The 20,698-nt window shown below is 33.8% G+C and carries 18 protein-coding genes; 14 read left to right on the top strand and 4 right to left on the bottom strand.

All coding sequences use genetic code 11. The annotated features are described in order from the left end of the window. Positions 1-84 precede the first annotated feature (84 nt). Positions 85-1,338: a putative phage abortive infection protein gene (locus DM444_RS18760; protein WP_111289454.1), complete on the top strand. Its 1,254-nt coding sequence runs from the start codon at positions 85-87 to the stop codon at positions 1,336-1,338. An 84-nt stretch (positions 1,339-1,422) separates the two neighbouring features. Continuing rightward, on the top strand, positions 1,423-2,442 hold the full coding sequence (locus DM444_RS18755) for a DUF4365 domain-containing protein (RefSeq protein WP_111289452.1): 1,020 nt from the start codon (positions 1,423-1,425) through the stop codon (positions 2,440-2,442). 84 nt (positions 2,443-2,526) lie between these two features. Here the strand turns inward: DM444_RS18755 and DM444_RS18750 are convergent, their stop codons facing one another. Then, entirely contained in the window at positions 2,527-2,760 is a 234-nt protein-coding gene (locus DM444_RS18750; RefSeq protein WP_111290124.1) for a hypothetical protein, read from the bottom strand. 865 nt (positions 2,761-3,625) lie between these two features. Between DM444_RS18750 and DM444_RS18745 the strand changes: the two genes are divergently transcribed. Both DM444_RS18745 and DM444_RS18740 read left to right on the top strand, forming a co-directional pair. After that, positions 3,626-4,243, top strand: a complete 618-nt coding sequence (locus DM444_RS18745; RefSeq protein ID WP_111289450.1) for a hypothetical protein — start codon at positions 3,626-3,628, stop codon at positions 4,241-4,243. A gap of 234 nt (positions 4,244-4,477) precedes the next feature. Then, a complete protein-coding gene (locus tag DM444_RS18740) occupies positions 4,478-4,813 on the top strand; it encodes a hypothetical protein (protein ID WP_111289448.1) in 336 nt (111 codons plus the stop codon). Positions 4,814-4,880: 67 nt separating this feature from the next. Here DM444_RS18740 and DM444_RS18735 read toward each other — a convergent pair whose 3' ends face one another. Beyond that, on the bottom strand, positions 4,881-5,315 hold the full coding sequence (locus DM444_RS18735; protein ID WP_111290122.1) for a cupin domain-containing protein: 435 nt from the start codon (positions 5,313-5,315) through the stop codon (positions 4,881-4,883). A 1,323-nt stretch (positions 5,316-6,638) separates the two neighbouring features. Here DM444_RS18735 and DM444_RS18730 point away from each other — a divergent pair. The 4 genes from DM444_RS18730 to DM444_RS18715 all read left to right on the top strand — a co-directional run bounded on the left by DM444_RS18730 (position 6,639) and on the right by DM444_RS18715 (position 13,621). Beyond that, the gene (locus DM444_RS18730) at positions 6,639-7,232 is read left to right on the top strand and encodes a TetR/AcrR family transcriptional regulator (protein WP_111289446.1); all 594 of its coding nucleotides are present in this window, start codon (positions 6,639-6,641) and stop codon (positions 7,230-7,232) included. A gap of 248 nt (positions 7,233-7,480) precedes the next feature. Beyond that, entirely contained in the window at positions 7,481-8,698 is a 1,218-nt protein-coding gene (locus DM444_RS18725) for an efflux RND transporter periplasmic adaptor subunit (RefSeq protein WP_111289444.1), read from the top strand. A 12-nt stretch (positions 8,699-8,710) separates the two neighbouring features. Then, complete coding sequence (locus DM444_RS18720) at positions 8,711-11,875, top strand: efflux RND transporter permease subunit (protein WP_111289442.1); 3,165 nt, start codon at positions 8,711-8,713, stop codon at positions 11,873-11,875. A gap of 327 nt (positions 11,876-12,202) precedes the next feature. Beyond that, positions 12,203-13,621: a TolC family protein gene (locus DM444_RS18715; protein ID WP_111289440.1), complete on the top strand. Its 1,419-nt coding sequence runs from the start codon at positions 12,203-12,205 to the stop codon at positions 13,619-13,621. Between the two features lie 407 nt (positions 13,622-14,028). On the opposite strand, the gene DM444_RS18710 is transcribed toward DM444_RS18715, so the two are convergent. Then, positions 14,029-16,287, bottom strand: coding sequence for a hypothetical protein (locus DM444_RS18710; RefSeq protein ID WP_111289438.1), 2,259 nt, complete (start codon positions 16,285-16,287; stop codon positions 14,029-14,031). Positions 16,288-16,557: 270 nt separating this feature from the next. On the opposite strand from DM444_RS18710, the gene DM444_RS18700 reads away from it, so the two are divergent. The 6 genes from DM444_RS18700 to DM444_RS18675 all read left to right on the top strand — a co-directional run bounded on the left by DM444_RS18700 (position 16,558) and on the right by DM444_RS18675 (position 20,181). Then, complete coding sequence (locus DM444_RS18700; RefSeq protein WP_111289434.1) at positions 16,558-17,163, top strand: Crp/Fnr family transcriptional regulator; 606 nt, start codon at positions 16,558-16,560, stop codon at positions 17,161-17,163. A 71-nt stretch (positions 17,164-17,234) separates the two neighbouring features. Further along, on the top strand, positions 17,235-17,966 hold the full coding sequence (locus DM444_RS18695; RefSeq protein WP_111289432.1) for a GNAT family N-acetyltransferase: 732 nt from the start codon (positions 17,235-17,237) through the stop codon (positions 17,964-17,966). A 429-nt stretch (positions 17,967-18,395) separates the two neighbouring features. Next, positions 18,396-18,776 (top strand): DoxX family protein, encoded by a 381-nt coding sequence (locus DM444_RS18690; protein WP_111289430.1) that lies wholly within the window; start codon positions 18,396-18,398, stop codon positions 18,774-18,776. A 13-nt stretch (positions 18,777-18,789) separates the two neighbouring features. Then, positions 18,790-18,999: a hypothetical protein gene (locus tag DM444_RS18685; RefSeq protein WP_111289428.1), complete on the top strand. Its 210-nt coding sequence runs from the start codon at positions 18,790-18,792 to the stop codon at positions 18,997-18,999. A gap of 179 nt (positions 19,000-19,178) precedes the next feature. Continuing rightward, a complete protein-coding gene (locus DM444_RS18680; RefSeq protein WP_111290120.1) occupies positions 19,179-19,685 on the top strand; it encodes a DinB family protein in 507 nt (168 codons plus the stop codon). A gap of 28 nt (positions 19,686-19,713) precedes the next feature. After that, entirely contained in the window at positions 19,714-20,181 is a 468-nt protein-coding gene (locus tag DM444_RS18675; RefSeq protein WP_111289426.1) for a DUF1440 domain-containing protein, read from the top strand. A 99-nt stretch (positions 20,182-20,280) separates the two neighbouring features. Here DM444_RS18675 and DM444_RS18670 read toward each other — a convergent pair whose 3' ends face one another. Continuing rightward, positions 20,281-20,442 carry a DUF1328 family protein gene (locus DM444_RS18670; protein ID WP_111289424.1) on the bottom strand — a complete coding sequence of 54 codons (162 nt, stop codon included), beginning with the start codon at positions 20,440-20,442 and terminating at the stop codon, positions 20,281-20,283. Positions 20,443-20,698: the final 256 nt, after the last annotated feature.

Here is a 20,698-nt window from a genome sequence, read left to right as displayed (position 1 = left end):
TCTTACGGTTTTCCGTAAAATTATTCGATAGATAGTACTTAAATTTCCAATCGAATAAATCCTAAAATTTATTAAAACCAAAACATGATTTTTTTTTCTTTTTTATCTTCAGTCATTGCAGCTATTGCATTTTTCTTTTCAGGCTATTTCTTATTACATAAATTTGGAAAAAACGCTAAAAATAAAAAAAGCTCAACAGTTATTATTTCCTTATGTTTATTAGCAATATCTGCATTTCTATTAGCAATAATTTTAAATTTTACTAATGATTTATTGGTCAATCCTAATCTAACAACTGTAGACTACGGAAAAATTGGTCCATATGGCGATTTAATTGGTGGTATTCTGAACCCAATAATTGCCTTTATTGGGATAATTGCAGCATCACTTGCTTTTTATGCGCAATTTATAGCCAATCAACAGGTACAAGAACAATTCACAATTCAACAATTTGAGTCACAATTTTATGAAAGACTAAATTTAGCAAAAGAAGAAATTAATAATATATACTTACCCTTAAAAAATGGTAGTACACTAACAGGCCGTAAAGTTTTCTACGAATTAGATAAGGAAATAAAATTTATCTATTTTATAGTATCTAATATATTGACAGACAAACCAATTGAAATTAAATTCAAAATTGCCTATAAAATTTTTTATATGGGCAGAAAATTTTTCTTTGAAGAAAAAAACATTCTATTTCTTAGCGATAAATATAATATACGTAAAAAAGATTTTCTAGAACTGGATGATATTTTAGATAGTATATATAGATATATCATTAAAGACAAAGAGCAAAATAAGACTTTAACTAATGAAGAAGATTTAGAAGTATCAACCCTTTTGGAAAAATTAGACATTAAAGAATATGATACATTATTTCAAGACCTACTATTTGAAAATTATCATTATTCATACTTAATCTTTATTGAAAAGTACGGAATAAAATTCAATCATATTCCCTTTAAGGGTATGGAAACGAAATTATCACTGATAATTAGACAACTGTACTCTCTAGTTAAATATGTGGCTAATAATGATTTTCTAAGTTATCATGAGAAAAGAAATTATTTAAGAGTACTTAGATCAATACTTTCCAATTACGAGCAATTACACATATTTTATAACTGGTATTCAGGAACAGGGTCTGAATGGGAAAATAATGAAAATAAATTTTTGACTGATTTCAGAATAATTCATAATTTACCTCCAACCTTTTTGATTGAAGGATTGAATTTAAAAATTATATTTTCAGACACTAATTTTAATTATGAAGAAAATAAAAAAGATAGAGATTCCCTTTTTGAACAAGTCTATATAATTAGTACAAGAAAATAGTGATTAAGGAACCAGAGAAAAGTTTTTGATAAACAATAAAATCATTTTTTTTATAAAAAAGCATTAAATTCAAGATTTAAAAACATGAAAAGATTTGATCCTACAGAAAGAATAGGTGTTAATGCAACAGAAAGAATTATAACTAAAAATCTTGGTTGGATTTTTAGAGAACAATCTATTGCTGATGTGGGAATAGATGGAATAATAGAGCAAGTTCAAAATGGAGAACCCACGGGGAAATTTATTGCGATTCAAATTAAGAGTGGTTTGGGCAATTTTTATAAAACTGAAAAAGGTTTGACCTATTATGTTAGCAATGTCCATTATAATTACTGGTTAAATCTAAACATCCCCATAATCCTTGTTGCTCATTTACCAAATGAAGATGAAACCTATTGGCAAGCAATAACGACCGAAAACTTAAAGAAAAGTAAAAAAAGATGGAAAATTGAGATTCCATTAAAACAAAAACTTAATGAAAAATCAGAAAGCAGACTTGTTCAAATTTTATCTCTTAAAAATGAGAAGAAGTTCGATGTCTTCAGAGGCAGAGTAGATTCGAATGATATTGATGAAATCAATGAAGACATAAAGTCTATTACTGATGCTACAATATGTATAAATAATATAAGTGCTTTTCTAAATTCACAAACAACAGAAACAAATCGCTTAACAGAAAAATTAAACCATTTTATTGAAAAGAAATCGCCAGATTTAAACGCAGAATTAATAAATACCTATAAAGCTTTAGGAAAATCAATGAATTTAACTGCCCGAAGATCTGAGACAGAGATTGAATTATTTTCTCAATTATATTCTATTGGAATCAGTGGATTTGAAAAGCTTATAATAGGCATGCAGTTCCTGAACTTTAGATTAGAAGATTTTGTAGATGATGTAAATTTCATTGAGCAAGTGCCAAATCAAATTGATTATGCATTAAACACTTTTATTAATCTAAGAGATACAGTTAGTAGTATGCCAAATAATCATTCGACTTTGAAAGAAGCAAAAAAACAATATATTGAAGTGTTAGATTTAATAATTAATGAATTGGGAGATGCAGTAGAAATGACAAAAAATATATTTGCAAAAATAATTTAGTTCTTATTGGCACGACAGATAAATGATACATTAAAATAAAACCTCGATCTTAAAAAAGTCGAGGTTTTTCCATTTAAAAAATCTCTACTCCGCACTCAAATAAGGATTCAAAATCTCCGCCAATTCATTGAGCCAATAATAATTGTCTTCAAAATTGGTTAGTCCAATTTGGAGGGTTTCGTGTTGTCGCATTACGCCGAGAGCTAAAATGCAATTTACTTGTCTTAAGATTTTAGCCATATCTTCGGGATCTATAATATGGTTAAAAAAATCAATCAGCCTTGTTTCGGCTTCTTTGGAAAGGGTGTTTGTTTTCATTCTTCCATTTAGTGAATTAAAGCCTGTTTGGTAAGACACTGTAGCTAGAATTACTTGTCAAACCATAAAAGGCAAATTTTTACTTTATTTTAAATGTGAAGATTTAAGAACTTCAAATGTAGAGAAAATTATTTTAAAAGAAGGATTTTTCTTTCAATTAATATATTGCTTTTATCAAATATAAGAAATCTATATTTCAGCAGGGATTTATCGCATTTTTGTCATTTCGACGTAAGGAGACCCGAGCGATAGCGAATAGGCGAAGCAAATCTTCGCGAGAAACTCCGCAAAGTGAGTTGATAATCTTTGTCGAAATACATGTGTGATCCTTCGTCCCTCAGGATGACAAACTACACGTACACATTTGTCAGGCTGAGCGAAGTCGAAGCCCCGCAATCTAAATCGTCAATCTTTGTCGATATGCGTGTGTGATCCTTCGTCCCTCAGGATGACAAACTACTCGTAAACATTTGTCAGGCTGAGCGAAGTCGAAGCCCCGCAATCTAAATCGACAATCTTTGTCGATATGCGTGTGTGATCCTTCGTCCCTCAGGATGACAAACTACTCGTAAACATTTGTCAGGCTGAGCGAAGTCGAAGCCCCGCAATCTAAATCGACAATCTTTGTCGATATGCGCGTGTGATCCTTCGTTCCTCAGGATGACAAGCTGCACGTAAACATTTGTCAGGCTGAGCGAAGTCGAAGCCCCGCTCCTATAATCGCCAATCTTTGTAGAGCTACTAATGCGGTCTTCGACTTCGCTCAGACTGACAACAAAGCACAACAAAAACACCAACAATTCTAAACCCAAAATCTCTACAAAAATATTCCTATTTTTGAATACAAAATATCACAAACTTTAATATGATTAACAGCATTAGTGATTGGGAAGAAAAACAAAAAGGTTATTTAGTTGTATCTGTATTGTGTCTCATTTTCGGAACTTATTTTTTTATCAAAGTCATTAGCGGAAGTTATGCCATAGAAAAATCAGACCTTGAAGTTTATGAAAACCTGATCATTTCGAACGCTCCTAAATTCAAAGAAAGAAAAGGAAAAAGAAGCAGAAAATGGATAGAATTTAATTGCATTAATAATCAAAGTACTTTTGAGATTACTGGTTATGACTATAGTTGTGTTAATGATGAAGAAGTTATAAATGAAATAAAAACTGGAGATACTATCTCAATTGCTATTTTAAAAAATGATTTGAATGATTTCAACACGCAAAATTCCTGTGAAATTCATTCGCTCATAAAAAATGATAAAGAATACCTCGATCTTAGATGCAGAAATGAAGTAGACACTGGAGGAGGAAAAAGGATTTTTCTGATTTTGTTTTCGATCACTATTTTGACAGCCATTGTATATTCTCTTCCTAAAAAACCAAAACTTTTTGATATAGTCGATCCAATACTGATAGTTGGAATTGGATCAATACTACTTGCTTTCATTCTTTATTTGATTACATTAGAATTATAGATAACGCATTGAAAAACAAAGATTTTAAAACAAAACCTTGATTCATAAGATCGAGGTTTTTTATTTTATTGAAACTTATGTATGCTTCTAGTCGAAAATAAGTATTCAAAGCTTCACTCAAATTATCGAGCAAAAAAACCTTATTTTAATATAAAAAAAACTTTTAGGGGTAATATTCATAAATCCTGCGGTTTTAAATTTACTGTCTTCCAGACCAATTAAATACCACTTCTTATGCCGTTAAAAAAGAAAATTGCAAAAATAATGTCCCAAAAATACAATACCAATATTACTATTTTGGGCGATTATGAAAGCAGTAACTACACTTCAATTCTTGACGATAACAATGGGACGATCTTAGTCGTTTCAGATAGAGATCAGTTTTATTTCAAAGATCGGCATCGCAATCTTTGGCTGTCGGTTCTAGATCCCTTTCAAATCGATGGAAAACAGCATTATCCTGAACTTGGAGATTCCTATACACTCAATCATGGAGTTCAATATAGTTTTACAACAAAAGAGGCAATTGTAGAAATGGCTTCCAATTATTTTGAAATGCATGCAGATTAATGGTATCTTAAATGCTAATTAAATTCCGTTAAACACAACCAAAAAATTCAAAATACAAGAAACCAAACTATCTCAAATCCTTTTTAATAACTAAATATTTCAAATCTGTTTTTCCTGCATTACTAATTCCGTGTTCGGCATTTGGCGGACAATAGAAACTTGTATTTGGACCAGCTGTAACAGTTTTTCCGTTAAGGAAGAATTCGGCTGTTCCTTCTAAGATGTAGAAAAATTCTTCTTCAGGATGGTGATGCGGCGCGTGTGTTGATTTTCCAGGTTCGACAATGCTCATTTTTAAAGTGTTTTCTTGAGTAAAATCTTTGTCTGCAAACCAATATTGATAACCTACTTTGGTTTTGGTGGCTTTGTTTATATCAAAATGATTGACACAGTTTTCGATTGTGTATTGTGGTGTTACGGTTTCTTTTTTTGTTTCCTGAGAAAAGGTTTGCTGGAAAAATAAAACAGCGATTGTGGTCTTTAGGATAGTTAGAGGTTTCATTTTTTTTATTGTAATGTTACGAAAAAAATTGAATACAGATGGCTGTATTCGAGTTTTTGTCATCCTGAGGAACGAAGGATCACACTAGGAATTCCGCAATCATAATTGACAATCTTTGCGGAGCTACTTATGGAGATCCCTCCTTTCGTCGGGATGACAAACTACGCGTGGAATCTAATCTTTGTCGACTTACGAGTGTGATCCTTCGTTCCTCAGGATGACAAACTGAACGCCAAAATTGTATTCTGCAAAAGTCCCAGCGGGACGAAATATTTATAAACAATTAATTCCAATTTAGAAGAGCCCCAGCGGAGCGAAATATTTTTTGGATTTGCAATAATTAATATGTCGCTCCGCTGGAGCTCTTTTGTAAACCGCGTATCCATAAACCTATAAATATTTCATTCCTCCGGAATTTTACGCTTTATTTATTTGTGAAATTCTAATCTTTGTCGATTTGCTCGTATGATCTTTCGTTCCTAAGGATGACAAACTGAATGCTAAAATTGCATTCTACAGCAAGTCCCAGCGGGACGGAATATTTATAGAAAAATCAATTCCGTTTTGCAAGAGCCCCAGCGGGGCGAAATATTTTTTGGATTTACAATAATTAATATGTCGCTCCGCTGGAGCTCTTTGCAAACCGTGTATCCAACAATCTATAAATATTTCATTCCTCCGGAATTTTGCGGGATGAGAATTTTGAGCTTTATTTATTTGTGAAATTCCAATCTTTGTCGATATTCGAGTGTGATCCTTCGTTCCTCAGGATGACAAACCGAACGTTAAAATTGTATTCTATAGCAAGTCCCAGAGGGACGGAATATTTATAGAAAAATCAATTCCGTTTTGCAAGAGCCCCAGCGGAGCGAAATATTTTTTGGATTTGCAATAATTAATATGTCGCTCCGCTGGAGCTTTTTTGTAAACCGCGTAACCAACAATCTATAAATATTTCATTCTTTCGGAATTTTGCGGTAAGAGAATCGTTCTTGTCAACTTTGTCAAAGTTTGAAACTTTGACAAAGTTCTAATGAAAAAATACACGCTCTCACCTAGCCCTGATCGAAACGGCATCCTTTTATGCCGGGGTTCGGCATAAAAGATATAGTGAAGAGCAGGACAAGTGGTCTTAAAAAACGAAAAAGTTGTGCTCCTTAATAAAATCACACCAAAAGAAATCTCAATAAAATAAAGGGTTCTTAAAGCTTTTTGCATTAATCTATGACACGATAAGAAAATATTATGATAAAAATATTTCATTATTAGAAAAACCGTCATACATTTGCCTAACAGTGTTAAACGATTTAATACTCGAATATAATGGCTAGCAAAGATCGAATTTTAAGACAAAAAGAAGAGACAAGGAACAATATCCTTGGCGCTGCTTATGATATCGTAAAAGAAGAAGGCTGGAATGGTTTGAGTATGCGTAAAATTGCCGACAGAATCGAATATACTGCTCCTATTATTTATGAATATTTCTCAAATAAAGAAGCAATTTTAGAAGAACTGACTGGCAAAGGTTTTATTAAACTGACTAAAGAATTGCAAGTTGCAATAGATAAGTTTGAAAAACCCGAAGATCAATTGGAAGCCATGTGGATGACTTACTGGGACTTCGCTTTTACTAATACTGAAATGTATCAGCTGATGTTTGGTGTTCAAATGACGTGTTGCGCACAGCGATGTTCGGCTCAAGAGGGACCTTACAAATTATTCACTCAGGTTATTGCTGAAGTAATGAAAGAAAGCAATCCGAGTCAAGATATCATTAAACAAAAGTATTTCACTTTCTTTTCTGTTATTCATGGTTTAATCGCCATCAACATCATTAACAAAAGTGATATTTTAGAAACAATAAATGCTCAAATTTTGAAAGATGCCATTGGCGGTATCATCAAATCTATACAATAATATTTTTTTCAATTTTTACTTAACAGTGTAAAATAATTTAATTGGATAATATAAAATCCTTTTTTTTATAACATTCACTTAACGCTGTTAGAAAATTTAATCGAGGTAATAAAAGCCTTTTTTTTAGACTTTTACTTAACACCGTTAAATATTTTAATAGTGATTTTAGAACACATTGAAAAAGATAAAAAGTATGAAAGTTTGTGCACTTTTACTTAACAACGTTAGATAATTTAATTTAATTAAATATGAATCCCGAGAATTCCAGAATACCAAAAAATTTAATCCGAGAGAATGTTCAACCAATTAAAACCAATATGAAAATGAAAAATGTAATTATAACCAGTTTTATTCTGGCTTTAGTATTAAGCAGCTGTGGCGACAAAAATCAGGCGCCTACTGCTCCACCGCCGCCGGTTTTACCTGTGTTGGCTATAACAAGTGCAAATACAACTACTGATGCTGAATATCCAGCTTCTATACAAGGAACTGTTGACGTTGAAATTCGCCCACAAGTAAGCGGAAACCTTGACCGAATTTTTGTTGACGAAGGTGCTTATGTAAGCAAAGGACAAACTTTATTCAAAATAAATGAACGTCCATATCGTGAGCAGTTAAACAATGCTTTAGCAAGTCTTCACGCTGCAGAAGCGGCTTTGATCAACGCGAATTTAGAAGTTGATAAATTGACTCCGTTAGTACAAAACAAAGTAGTTTCTGATTACCAATTGAAAACAGCTAAAGCTTCTCAAAAAATTGCTGCTGCGAATATCGAACAAGCAAAGGCAATGGTTGGTTCTGCAAAAATTAATTTAGGATATACAAATGTTACGGCTCCAGTTAGCGGTTACATTGGAAGACTGCCTAAAAAACAAGGAAGTTTAGTTTCTGCTTCTGATGTTGAAGCGTTAACAACTTTATCTGATGTTCATGAAGTATATGCTTATTTTTCTTTAGGTGAAACAGATTTCATCCACTTTAAAGAGCAATATGCAGGAAGTTCATTAGGAGATAAAATCAAAAAACTTCCTCCAGTTACTTTGATTTTGGCTGATAACAGTGCTTATCCAAAAACAGGAAAAATCGATATGGTTGACGGTCAGTTTGATAAAACTACAGGTGCCATCACAATTAGAGCCACTTTCCCAAATGCAAACGGAACCTTACGTTCTGGAAACACAGGAAGAATCCGTTTAGGATTACAGCACGACGATGCAATTTTAGTTCCACAGTCGGCTACAGTTGAAATGCAGGACAAAGTATTTGTTTTCACTGTAGGCAAAGACAACAAAGTAACTAAAATGCCTATTACCGTTGTGGGTAAAAGCGGTACCAATTATTTAATTAAAGAAGGTGTAAAAACTGGCGACCAAATCGTGTTAAGCGGTATTGACAAACTTCAGGACGGGCAAGCGATTCAGCCTGAAAAATCAACTAAAGTTGCCGAAGTAACTAATAAAAAATAATCAGAAGAAATAATGTTCAAAATATTTATACAAAGACCTGTACTGGCAACCGTAATTTCCATTTTATTGGTGATTCTGGGAGTATTGGGTTTAACTAAACTGCCTTTACAACAGTTTCCTGATATTGCGCCTCCATCGGTTTTGGTAACGGCGGTATATCCTGGAGCTAACGCAGAAACGGTTTTACGTTCTGTGGCACCTTCTATCGAAGAATCTATAAATGGTGTAGAAAACATGACCTACATGAGTTCTACAGCGAGTAACGACGGTACTTTGGCAATCACCGTTTTCTTTAAGCTAGGAACTGATGCCGACCAAGCTGCCGTAAACGTACAAAACAGAGTTGCACAAGCGACAAGTCAATTGCCTGCCGAGGTTGTGCAGCAAGGTATTGTTACGGCGAAACAACAAAACAGTTTCATCATGGCAATTGGTATGTACACCGAAGATGAATCAAAATACGATCAGACTTTTGTTGCCAATTATGCACAGATTAATATTATTCCGGAGTTAAAACGTATTCCAGGTGTAGGTTCTGCTAGTATTTTTGGTGGTGTAAAAGATTACTCTATGCGTGTTTGGTTGAATCCAACACAAATGTCAACTTATAAAGTAACGCCAAGCGAAGTTATGGGCGCTATTCAAGACAAAAGTTTGGAAGCGGCTCCAGGGAAATTTGGAGAGCGAAGCAAAGAAGTTTTTGAATACGTTATTAAATACAAAGGGAAATTAACGAAACCAGAAGATTATGAAAATATTGCTATACGTTCTAATGCAGATGGCTCAGTACTTCGCTTAAAAGATGTAGCGAGAGTTGAACTTGGTGCTTACTCTTACAACAGTTTAACTCGTTTAAATGGTAAAAAAGGAATTGTAATTGGGGTTATTCAGTTAGCTGGATCTAACTCAAATGATATTCAGATTGCCATTAACAAAATGATGGAAAAAGCTTCTAAAGATTTTCCTAAAGGTATCAAACACAATATTTTCTATAGTACAAAAGTATCTCTTGACCAATCTATTGAACAAGTTGAGCATACATTATTAGAAGCTTTTATTCTAGTATTTATTGTGGTATTTATCTTCTTGCAAGATTTTAGATCAACATTAATCCCGGCCATTGCTGTACCTGTAGCAATTTTAGGAACGTTCTTCTTCATGCAGTTATTCGGATTTTCGATCAACCTTTTAACGCTTTTCGCATTAATTCTGGCGATTGGTATTGTGGTCGATGATGCCATTGTGGTAGTCGAAGCGGTGCATGCGAAAATGGAGCATAAACGTTTGTCTCCAAAAATCGCAACCCATGAAGCAATGCACGAAATAACGGGTGCTATTATCTCGATTACGCTGGTAATGGCTGCTGTATTCCTGCCGGTTGGTTTTATGGAAGGCTCAACAGGAGTTTTCTATCGTCAGTTTGCCTTTACAATGGCAATTGCAATTGTAATTTCGGCTGTAAATGCTTTAACATTGAGCCCTGCGCTTGCCGCATTATTCTTAAAAGATAATCACGGAGCTCACGATCACGACGCGCCTTATGTGAAAAAAGGATTTAAAGAGAAATTCTTTAGCGCTTTCAACAGCAGTTTCGAATCGTTGACAAACCGTTACACAGGCGGACTTAAGTTCTTAATCAGAAGAAAATGGTTGAGTTTAGGCGGATTGGCTTTAATTACATTGGCAACAGTGGTAATGGTAAAAACAACCCCTCAAGGGTTTATTCCAACAGAAGATCAAGGATTTATTGCAATTGCAGTAAATACGCCATCTGGAACATCATTAGACGGAACTCAAAAAGTAATGACTGAAGCTGAGAATACTTTAAAAGCATTAGACGCTTCAAGATTCGTTACAGCGATTTCAGGTTTCAACTTATTGACCAACTCTACAAGTCCATCTTCTGCGGTTGTATTCGTATTGCTTAAACCAAACGAAGAGCGTGGAGAAGTAAAAAACATTGACGAAATCATGAATCAGGTTCGTGGTAAACTGGGCGCTATTTCTGGCGGAAGTTTCTTCGTATTCAGTTTCCCAACTGTTCCTGGATTTAGTAACGTTGAGGCTTTAGATTTAGTTCTTCAGGATAAAACAGGAGGAAAACTGGATAAATTCAGTGGTATTTCTCAAAACTTTATCGGCGAATTAATGAAACGTCCAGAAATTGCAGTTGCCTTTACTTCTTTCAAAGCAGATTATCCGCAATTGCAATTGGAAGTTAACGACGAAAAAGCAAATCAATTGGGTGTTAATGTAAAAGACATTTTACAAACCATGCAGGCTTACTTTGGTAGCGCACAGGCATCTGACTTTAACCGATTTGGTAAATATTACCGTGTGGTTGTTCAGGCCGATATCGAAGACAGAGCAGATCCAACAGCAATTGACAGAGTTTTTGTGAAAAACAAAACAGGCGAAATGGTGCCAATCAATACATTAGTAAAACTAACTCGTATTTATGGTTCAGAAACCGCTTCTAGATACAATTTATTTAACTCAATTTCTATTAATGCGATTCCGAAACCTGGATTTAGTTCTGGAGATGCTATTAAAGCAATTGAAGAAGTAGCAGCACAACAATTACCTGCAGGTTACGGGTTTGAATTCTCGGGCCAAACGCGTGAAGAGATTTCTTCAGGAGGGCAGTCGGCTACAATTTTCTTACTGTGTTTGATATTCATTTATTTCCTACTTGCTGCACAGTATGAGAGTTATATCCTTCCTCTAGCAGTTATTTTATCAATTCCTGCAGGTATTTTTGGGGTATTCGTTGCTATTGGTTTAACTGGAATTGAAAACAATATTTACGTACAAGTTGCTCTTGTCATGCTGATTGGATTACTCGCCAAAAATGCCATCTTGATTGTGGAATTTGCGGCGCAGCGAAGAAGATCAGGACAAGGTTTAGTAGCAGCTTCAATTATGGCAGCAAAATTACGTTTGCGACCAATTATCATGACGTCTCTTGCTTTTGTGGTAGGTTTAGTGCCAATGATGAGTGCCAAAGGTCCATCTGCACAAGGTAACCACTCCATCAGTATTGGGGCAGCTGGAGGGATGCTTTCAGGAGTAATTCTAGGTTTGTTTATCATTCCTGTTTTATTCATCATCTTCCAGCATTTACAAGAAAAAGTGAGCGGAAAACCAATCGCTGTAATTCATAACGAAGAAAAATAATAAATGGAAAACTATATAACAACCATTCTTGTCGCCATCATATTTGGCATCGGATATATATCGTACAGAATCTCAAGAGATCTGGAAACCAGAAAAGATACTTGTACAGAGATATAATCTGTTGAGAAAAAATTAAACACATAGAAACATAGTCCCGAAGCCTCGGGATTGTGTCGAAAAAAGAGATTAGAAAAAACTAGTTTCCACACATAGAACTATGTGTATTTAAGCAAGTGAAACGCCTTTTTAAATCTACAAAGAACTATGTTTCTATGTGTTTCAAAAAATTACACCTAATAGGGTTAAAGGAATTTTAATAAAAAAACAATGAAAAATCATATAACCAAAATCGTGACCTTCGCCATTCTGATCACGACTTTAATATCCTGTAAAGTCTCGAAGGATATTGAAACTCCAAAAGATGCATTTCCTGAGAATTTCAGGAATGCATCGGTTTCGAGTGATACAACCAGTATTGCTGATGTGGAGTGGAAAAACTTCTTTACAGAAAAAGATATTATAAAATTAATTGACAGCGCCGTTGCGAGAAACAACGACCTTCAGATTGCCGAAAAGAACATCGAAATTGCACAATACCGTTTTACTCAGTCAAAATGGGGAAATGTGCCTCAAGTTAATTTATTTGTAAACGCAAGCACAAGCAATCCGTCAGACAATAGTTTTACGGGATTGAACTTAAATCAGGCAATTGGTGCTAAACATATTGACGACTATTCTGCTGGAGCTTCTCTTTCTTGGGAGGCTGATATTTGGGGAAAGATCAGAAACCAAAAGAAAGGGGCTTACGCAGGATATCTTCAATCTGAAGAAGTAAAAAAAGCATTGCAGACGAATATTGTCGCTAATGTTTCTAGAGGATATTACAATCTTTTGATGCTAGATGCGCAATTGGATATTGCCAGACAAAACCTTCGTTTAAATGATAGTACAACGAATATTATCAAATTAAAATACGATGCTGGTCAGGTAACTACTTTAGCAATTCAACAATCGGAAGCACAGAAATTAAACTCAGCGCAATTGATTCCATTATTGGAACAAAACATTGCGATTCAGGAAAATGCTTTGAGTGTTTTAACGGGTTCTTTTCCAAATTCTAAAGAAAGATCAGTTAAATTAAGCGCACTTGAAGTAAAACAAAATACAGCAATTGGAATTCCATCTGCTTTAGTAAGCAGAAGACCTGATGTGAAAAGTGCCGAATTAGCTCTAAAAGTTGCCAACGCAAATGTAGGCATCACAAAAGCCGATTTATACCCAGCTCTCAGAATTACAGCTCAAGGCGGTGTAAACTCTTTTGAAGCCAGCAATTGGTTCAACATTCCGGCTTCATTATTCGGAACTGTTGCGGGAGGATTAACACAACCTCTTTTGAATAATAAAAGAGTGAGAACGCAATATAATATCGCTGTTGCGGAAAGAGAAAAAGCTGTTTTAAGTTTTAGACAATCGGTTTTGGTTGCTGTAAGCGAAGTTTCTGATGCTTTGGTTAAAGTAGAGAAATTACAGCAGCAGGAAACTTTTTTGAAAGAAAAGGTAAAAACATTGCAGCAAGCAATTAAAAATGCAAACCTTTTATTTAAAAACGGTATGGCAGAATATCTGGAAGTTTTAACCGCTCAGGCTAATTTATTGCAAAGCGAACTAGAACTTGCTGATATTAAAAGACAACAACTTACAGCTAATACAGATTTGTACCGCGCTCTAGGCGGAGGCTGGAAATAATACCTGTTACATTACCCGTTAATTATTTATTTTTTGAGATGAAAACGCTGTGAGACCTTTGGGTTTCATGGCGTTTTTTTAGTTTTTAAATTTGCCGCGAAGGCGCTAGGGCGCAAAGTTTTTTTTAAGTTTATCGGAGATTGAGCAGATTTTTTTTATGCCACAGATTACACAGATTAAAAGTATTTTTATCTGCTTAATTCCATGCCGATAGCTATTGGGACTTCGAGAGTTTTTATTCTCATTTTATGTCATGCAGAGCGATCATAAATTCAACATAATCTTGTCATTTTTTGGAACGAAGAATCGCCAAACTCTACAATAAAAATTATTCTGTGTAAACAAAAAAGAGATTGCTTTTGGAGCAATCTCTTTTTTAAGGTTATTATTTTCTAGTAAAGTTTTACCTATTGATTATATACTTTATATGTCATATAACTATCATTTGGAACATAATGTTTAGGATCATACTCTCCTGGCGTAATTGGTGCCGACCAATTAGGATATATATCAATAGAAAACTCATGAGTTCCTGGTTCAACATCATCAATAATTACTTCAAAATGTGTAGATGTTGTCAAACTAGCATCTTTATCAATATCAGCTTTTAGATCTACAGCAGGATTAAATACTGAATATTTAAAACTATTGATTAAATCTGGTATCAAAGTTCCATTTTGTTTTATTTTGATATGCCCTGATCCCATAGTATTATGTTTTACTCCTATCGTTACTACTCCTGATAAAACTATTCTAGACTTATATTTTACATCTATAGACTGGGTAGAAGCTGCTATTGTTGTTTCTGTATTTAATGGATAACCATATTCAGGCATTTGACCAATTTCAAAAGTTTCACTCTTAACTAAATGTCCTTTTGTCATTGAAACCCATTTACCATCATTCATATAATATACTCCTTTCCCATTTCCATTTTCCATATCAGGATTCGTATTAAATACAAACTGCCCATCTTTAGCTGATATAAGCAAATCTGCTTCAGCATCAGATGAAATATCATTAGCAAGACTAATTTTAGGCATGAAATATTTATTTTGAGCAGCATCCATAACCTCGTTTAATGATGTTCTTCGTAAAATATCCCCACTTGAATTTTGTGTAACAAAATCAAAGCCATTAGGTACTCTTTCTGTAGTATCGTTTGGTTTTAACTCTGGTAATTGCTCCATTATGACATATGCGTTTTCAAAAGTGGCGCGATCTTGAGATAAATAATCTTTATTTTCATGATCTAAAACACTTGACCCCTTAAGGACTCTGAAGCCCCAGTCACCACCATCACCACTAATATTAAAAGTTCCAATATTCAAATTTTGTGTTGCAGTATGGTTTCCTAAATTATCGGCACCTTCTGAAACAACAGGAACCCAATAGCCTCTTTTATTGTAATAAATTCCTTCACCTTTTCCTTTTTCCATATCAGGATTTGTATTGTATACAAACTGACCATCTTGAGGTTCTAGAAGTAAATTAGCTTTTGCATGTTCTACATCATTACTAGCAAGACTAACTTTAGGCATGAAATATTGATTTTGAGCAACATCCATTATTTCGCCTAATTTTGTACTTCTTAATGGCGCTCCACTAATATCTTGTGTAACAAAATCAAGAAAATTTGGATTAATTAATGTCGGATCATTTGGTTTTAGAGAAGGCAAATGATCAATTATAACAAATGACTCTCCAAAGCGGGCACGATTAAAGGTTAAACGATCTTCCGTAGTAAGCGGATCAAAATCATTTACACCTTTCGTAAATTCTAATCCCCAGTCACCACCTCCAGAATTAATAGGATGAGACCCCATATCTAAACTCTGAGTTGCTTTATGATTACCAAGGTTATCTTTCCCTACTGGATTCCAAGTGGGTGTATCGCTATTATCCATATCGCCTCCCCAATAATACAATCCTGTATCGATTCCTTTTTCACGATCCAATTTGGAATTATAAATTAATTGACCTGGTATTGGTGGATATTGCAAGAGTTCTGTAGAACTAGTATCAGAAAGTTCAACTTCAGGAACAATATAATATTCTTGAGATTTTTGCATTACCTGTTTCAAATCAATTACTTTAAATTCATTCAAACCAGGTTCAAGTGCAACAAATTTTAATGTATTAGCATTTTCTAGTGTTTTAATCTCTATATCATCTAAAAAATCAACACGTAAACCTGCTCCATCGATCGCAACTACTTTTTTATTCGTTTCAGGATTTTTAGAAAAGGCCAAACCCCAGTCATCCTTTCCGTCATCATTAATTGGCCAATATTGTATGTTTAAAGGTTGTGTTGCAATATGGTTTCCTAAATTATCTCCAATAGAATCCCTAACAACCCATTTTAAAACTCCATTTGTATCAGCCACTAAAATATTGTCAGTAGATGCTCCAACTTGTAAACCATCTATAGTCAATGTATTATTTTGTGTTGTTGTAATTTTAGTAGGCTTTAATAAGGCTCCACCTAATTGAACCTTACTACTATCAGCTGTTAATCCGTTATCTGCTTTGTTAACTGAATTGGGATTAATTTTTACCCTCTTACCATTAACAGTAACAAATGTTTCTTCTGTTTGTGCTGTTTGTGCCATCAAAAATCCGCTTTGGATCAATAAAAGCATACAGACAATTTTTTTCATTTTCATTGTTTATTTATTTTATATTGATTATGTGATAAAATGTTTACAAAAATGAAACTATGGTTTGTCGTAGTTTGCCCGAAAAAGTTTTCTTTATAACAAAATAAGGTGTAATTTCTTTCAAAATATATTGTCTCTATATTTTTAAAAAGATAATTTGCGATTTCAATGCAGTAAAGAATTTCAGTTAGGCTTAAGATTTTCGAGAACCATAACTGAGTTTGCATCTACCAAAAAACTTATCTAATTTTAGTCTTTCGCAAAAGCAAAAATAAAATGACATCTGACCAACAGAAATACCTTAATCAATTAAAACAAACCATCGAAAGCTATTACCCTCTTTCTGAAAAATCATGGGAATTGATTGAAAGCACTACCTATTTCCAAACTCTTAAAAAAGGAGAAACACTATTAGGAAACGGAGAAATTGCTAAAAATCTTCATTTCGTTGCGAAAGGTGTTTTAAGGGCTTTTATAACAGATCAGCAGGGGAATTTCTATAACAAAAACCTTTTTCTTGAGAATTATTTTGCAGGTTCTAAAGTTTCGCTGATGCTCCAAACTCCTTCTAATTTTACAATTGAAGCTTTAGAGGATTCCATTGTAATCAACATCAACTATAAAAAATATATGGAGCTGATCTACCAAAACGATGATCTCAAAAGCTTCTATATTGCTCATCTAGAGAAAAACTGGATTATTGATAAAGAACAAAGAGAAGTCGCTTTGGTCATGCAGAACGCAACCGAAAGATATGTCAGTCTTTTGGAAAAACATCCAACTATTGCCGATCGCGTGCCGTTATTACATATCGCTTCGCATTTGGGCATTACGCCAACACAGTTAAGCCGAATAAGAAAAAGTCTGGAAAAAGATTTGTAAATCAACATATGTAAAGGTTTTTCTAAAAGACCAGATTTATCTTTGCTTTATAATTCAAATTCGTTACTACAATGACCAAAATAGACCTCATCAAAGACAATATTGACAATCTTACCACTCTTTGGAAAACTGTTGCAACTCCTCTCCTTTCTTATCATAAAAACGATCCTTTTGAATTTTCTCAAATTAAAAATTCAGGCTGGCCCAATAGATTATGGTTTCGAGAAGATATTACCGAAGAAAACTTTCCGCAAATTCAAGAAATCATGGAGAAAAATCCAGGTTTGGTTATTCCATATTGGGATATTTTTGGAAGTAATTCTAAAGAAATTTTCGAAAAGAATGGGTTTAATATCCGAATTCAGCTTGTAGCAATGACTTTAAAACTGGGAGAGAAATTTCCGCTTCAAAACAATCTTACTTTTAGAAGAGTTTTAAATGAAGAAGATGCCAAAACTTGGTCTGATATTTATCCGCTGTCTTTTAGTTATGTAATTAGCAAAGAAACATTAGTTCATAATTATGAGAATGTGAAATTCTACTTGGTTCATTTTGAAGGAAAGGCGATTGGAACGTTGACTCTTTTTCAAACAGGAGATATCATGGGAATTCACGGTGTCGGCGTTATTCCAGAAATGCGCAAAAGAGGTTTCGCCGAAGAAATCATGAAATTTGCCATCAACGAAGGTATTGACGCTGATTGCGAATATGCACAATTGCAAGCTTCGGCTTTAGGAAAAGGTATTTATACCAGATTAGGTTTTGAGGATTTGTTTACGATTACGAATTATCAACTTACGTAAATTTTAAATTCCAAATTCCAAACTATCACGATACACCTTTGCCAAAGTTTTAAACTTTGACAAAGGTTTTTTTAATTGCATTTTTTTCGCATCTTATGTCAGGCTGAGCGAAGTCGAAGCCCCGCAATCAAAATCGCCAATCTTTGTAGATTATCTGTGCGATCCTTCGACTTCGCTCAGGAAGACAAAACTTTGTCGAGCTACTAGTGTGATCCTTCCTTCGTCAGGATGACAAATAGTAAGGTAAGTTCAACACTAACAACTAACAACTAACAACTAACAACTAACAACTAACAACTAACAACTAACAACTAACAACTAACAATGTCCAAAATGCCCCTAAAATAGTCGTAAATATGTATTTCTTTAAAAGGAAAACATTATTAGATTTGTAATACTTTAACTAATAACCTTTTAAATAAATATTCAATGAAAACAACGAAAATCATTTTCTGGACTACTACAATTCTTATTTTTTTATTCGAAGGCGTTATGCCGGCTTTAACTTCTCAGTCTGAAATGGCAAAAGAAGGAATCAGACACTTGGGCTATCCGGAATATTTCGGCAATGCGTTAGTCGTTTTTAAAATTCTTGGAGTTTTAGCATTAATTATTCCGCAAGTTCCTGGACGAATCAAAGAATGGGCTTATGCAGGATTTGCTTTTGATTTTATCTTTGCCTCAATAAGCCATTTCGCAGTTGACGGAATCGGTTTTCAAGGTTTCTTCCCTTTAATCGTTTTAGCGATATTAATTATATCGTATGTAACATATCATAGAATACAGCGTTATAAAAACATAGCGCTCTAAAAACCAAAACTTTATGATTGAAGTTTTTAAAACAAATGTTCAAGAAGAATCGCAATGTAACATCATCATTGAGAAACTTCTTGAGCATTATCCCAATAGCTTGATCAACTTCGATTTAGAAGATTGCGACAAAATTCTCCGTATTCATGCAACTGCAATCTCGAATACAAAAATTATCGACATTTTAAATTCGCACGGCTACTTGTGCGAAGCTCTTCCTTAAAAAATTAACACTTCTCAAATATCTGATTCATAGTATTTTAATATTTTTTATTGTATATTTGAAATACCATCATTCATTCGCCTAATTCTATAAATTTAGTTTACCAGTTTATATACCGTAGTTTTAAACCAATCGGTAAATATATACTGTCGAGTATCTAATTTCTAAAATTAATGAAAATGAAAAGTGCTATTCAAAATACCATACTTGAGACCTACACCAAATTGAATGATCTTCTTTCTTCTTTTTCAAAAGAAGAAATCAATATTGTGCCGTTTGAAGGAAGCTGGACTGCTGGACAAACCGCACAGCATATTATTCTCGCCTGTTCAGGATTAACAATGCTGTTTGCTGGAAAAACAGAAAAAACAACCAGAAAACCTGACGAAAATGTAAAAGCTCTTGATGGTATCTTTTTAGATTTTAATACCAAATATCAATCGCCTGAAAATATAAAACCTGCTGAAATTGAGTATGAAAAAAGTACACTGCTGGCTTCTATCAAAAAAATACAAAATGATTTATTTGAAGCAGCAGAAACTTACGATTTAACGCTTACTTGTCTGGATGCTAAAGTACCTGGATTTGAACATTTCACAATTTATGAATGGCTCCATTTTGCCATTGTACACACGCAGAGACATACACACCAGTTAAAATCGATTTACGAACATATTAAAAAATAAGGAATGAATTTAACTCTAAACTATTTTTATGAGATCAAAAGTTAAAACCATTGTTTCATCTGGTTTAGTTGCAGGAACATTAGACATTACTGCCGCTATTTTGATTTATGCAGTGATACTTCATAAAACAACAGCCGAAAAGATTCTACAATCTATTGCAAGCGGTATTTTTAAAAAAGAAGCCTACACAGGCGGACCAGAAATGACTTTTGCAGGTTTGGGTTTTCATTTCTTAATTGCTTTTATTTTTGCTTGGTTTTACTTTAAAATTTTTCCTTATATCCCGTTCTTTAAAATAAACACATTCCTATCTGGCATCTCTTACGGATTCTTTATTTGGGCTGTAATGAATCTTATCGTTCTCCCTATAGTGTTTCCAGTTTTACCAGAAAAGAAATTAGATTTTCCGCTTTTGCTTTCTATTCTGATTGTGATTTGCTGTGTCGGAATTCCGATTGCATTTATAACTAGAAAGTATTACGCAAAATGGTATTGAGATAAAGTTACAAAGGGACAAAGTTGCAAAGGTTCAGAGTATTCGAAATAAAACCTCTGAACCTTTGCAACTTTGAACCTCTGAACCTTAAAAAAAAGACTAAACTTTCGTTCTTCCTGTAATTAATGATATAATAAATAAGACTAAAAAGATAAAGAATAAAACTTTTGCAATGCTTGCGGCTCCGGCAGCAATACCGCCAAAACCAAAAATTCCGGCTATAATAGCAAGAATTATAAATATAACTGTCCAACGTAACATAATATTTGATTTTTAAGTTCTTAATACGACTATTTTATAAGCCTCTCTTGTTTATTTCAAAGTTCTTTTATTCTTACAAATCTTGTTAACTCTATACGCTTTATTGTTATCGCTATAAACTAAAACAACGCCAGATTACACGCCACTTTCACGATTATCTACAAGCCTTACAGAATTACCATGTTTATGCATTTGAGTTAATTTTTTAATGGATTGCATTAATGGTCACTTTTATACTAAAGTAATTTTAGATAAA

Origin of the sequence: Flavobacterium ginsenosidimutans (assembly GCF_003254625.1) — a bacterium.
Lineage (GTDB): Bacteria > Bacteroidota > Bacteroidia > Flavobacteriales > Flavobacteriaceae > Flavobacterium > Flavobacterium ginsenosidimutans.
This window is presented reverse-complemented; position numbering and strand designations above follow the sequence as displayed.

Bases quoted from the DNA above. Each gene is read 5' to 3' on its own strand.
- DM444_RS18760 (WP_111289454.1), top strand. From the start codon at position 85: ATGATTTTTTTTTCTTTTTTATCTTCAGTCATTGCAGCTATTGCATTT.
- DM444_RS18755 (WP_111289452.1), top strand. From the start codon at position 1,423: ATGAAAAGATTTGATCCTACAGAAAGAATAGGTGTTAATGCAACAGAA.
- DM444_RS18750 (WP_111290124.1), bottom strand. From the start codon at position 2,760: ATGAAAACAAACACCCTTTCCAAAGAAGCCGAAACAAGGCTGATTGAT.
- DM444_RS18745 (WP_111289450.1), top strand. From the start codon at position 3,626: ATGATTAACAGCATTAGTGATTGGGAAGAAAAACAAAAAGGTTATTTA.
- DM444_RS18740 (WP_111289448.1), top strand. From the start codon at position 4,478: ATGCCGTTAAAAAAGAAAATTGCAAAAATAATGTCCCAAAAATACAAT.
- DM444_RS18735 (WP_111290122.1), bottom strand. From the start codon at position 5,315: ATGAAACCTCTAACTATCCTAAAGACCACAATCGCTGTTTTATTTTTC.
- DM444_RS18730 (WP_111289446.1), top strand. From the start codon at position 6,639: ATGGCTAGCAAAGATCGAATTTTAAGACAAAAAGAAGAGACAAGGAAC.
- DM444_RS18725 (WP_111289444.1), top strand. From the start codon at position 7,481: ATGAATCCCGAGAATTCCAGAATACCAAAAAATTTAATCCGAGAGAAT.
- DM444_RS18720 (WP_111289442.1), top strand. From the start codon at position 8,711: ATGTTCAAAATATTTATACAAAGACCTGTACTGGCAACCGTAATTTCC.
- DM444_RS18715 (WP_111289440.1), top strand. From the start codon at position 12,203: ATGAAAAATCATATAACCAAAATCGTGACCTTCGCCATTCTGATCACG.
- DM444_RS18710 (WP_111289438.1), bottom strand. From the start codon at position 16,287: ATGAAAATGAAAAAAATTGTCTGTATGCTTTTATTGATCCAAAGCGGA.
- DM444_RS18700 (WP_111289434.1), top strand. From the start codon at position 16,558: ATGACATCTGACCAACAGAAATACCTTAATCAATTAAAACAAACCATC.
- DM444_RS18695 (WP_111289432.1), top strand. From the start codon at position 17,235: ATGACCAAAATAGACCTCATCAAAGACAATATTGACAATCTTACCACT.
- DM444_RS18690 (WP_111289430.1), top strand. From the start codon at position 18,396: ATGAAAACAACGAAAATCATTTTCTGGACTACTACAATTCTTATTTTT.
- DM444_RS18685 (WP_111289428.1), top strand. From the start codon at position 18,790: ATGATTGAAGTTTTTAAAACAAATGTTCAAGAAGAATCGCAATGTAAC.
- DM444_RS18680 (WP_111290120.1), top strand. From the start codon at position 19,179: ATGAAAAGTGCTATTCAAAATACCATACTTGAGACCTACACCAAATTG.
- DM444_RS18675 (WP_111289426.1), top strand. From the start codon at position 19,714: ATGAGATCAAAAGTTAAAACCATTGTTTCATCTGGTTTAGTTGCAGGA.
- DM444_RS18670 (WP_111289424.1), bottom strand. From the start codon at position 20,442: ATGTTACGTTGGACAGTTATATTTATAATTCTTGCTATTATAGCCGGA.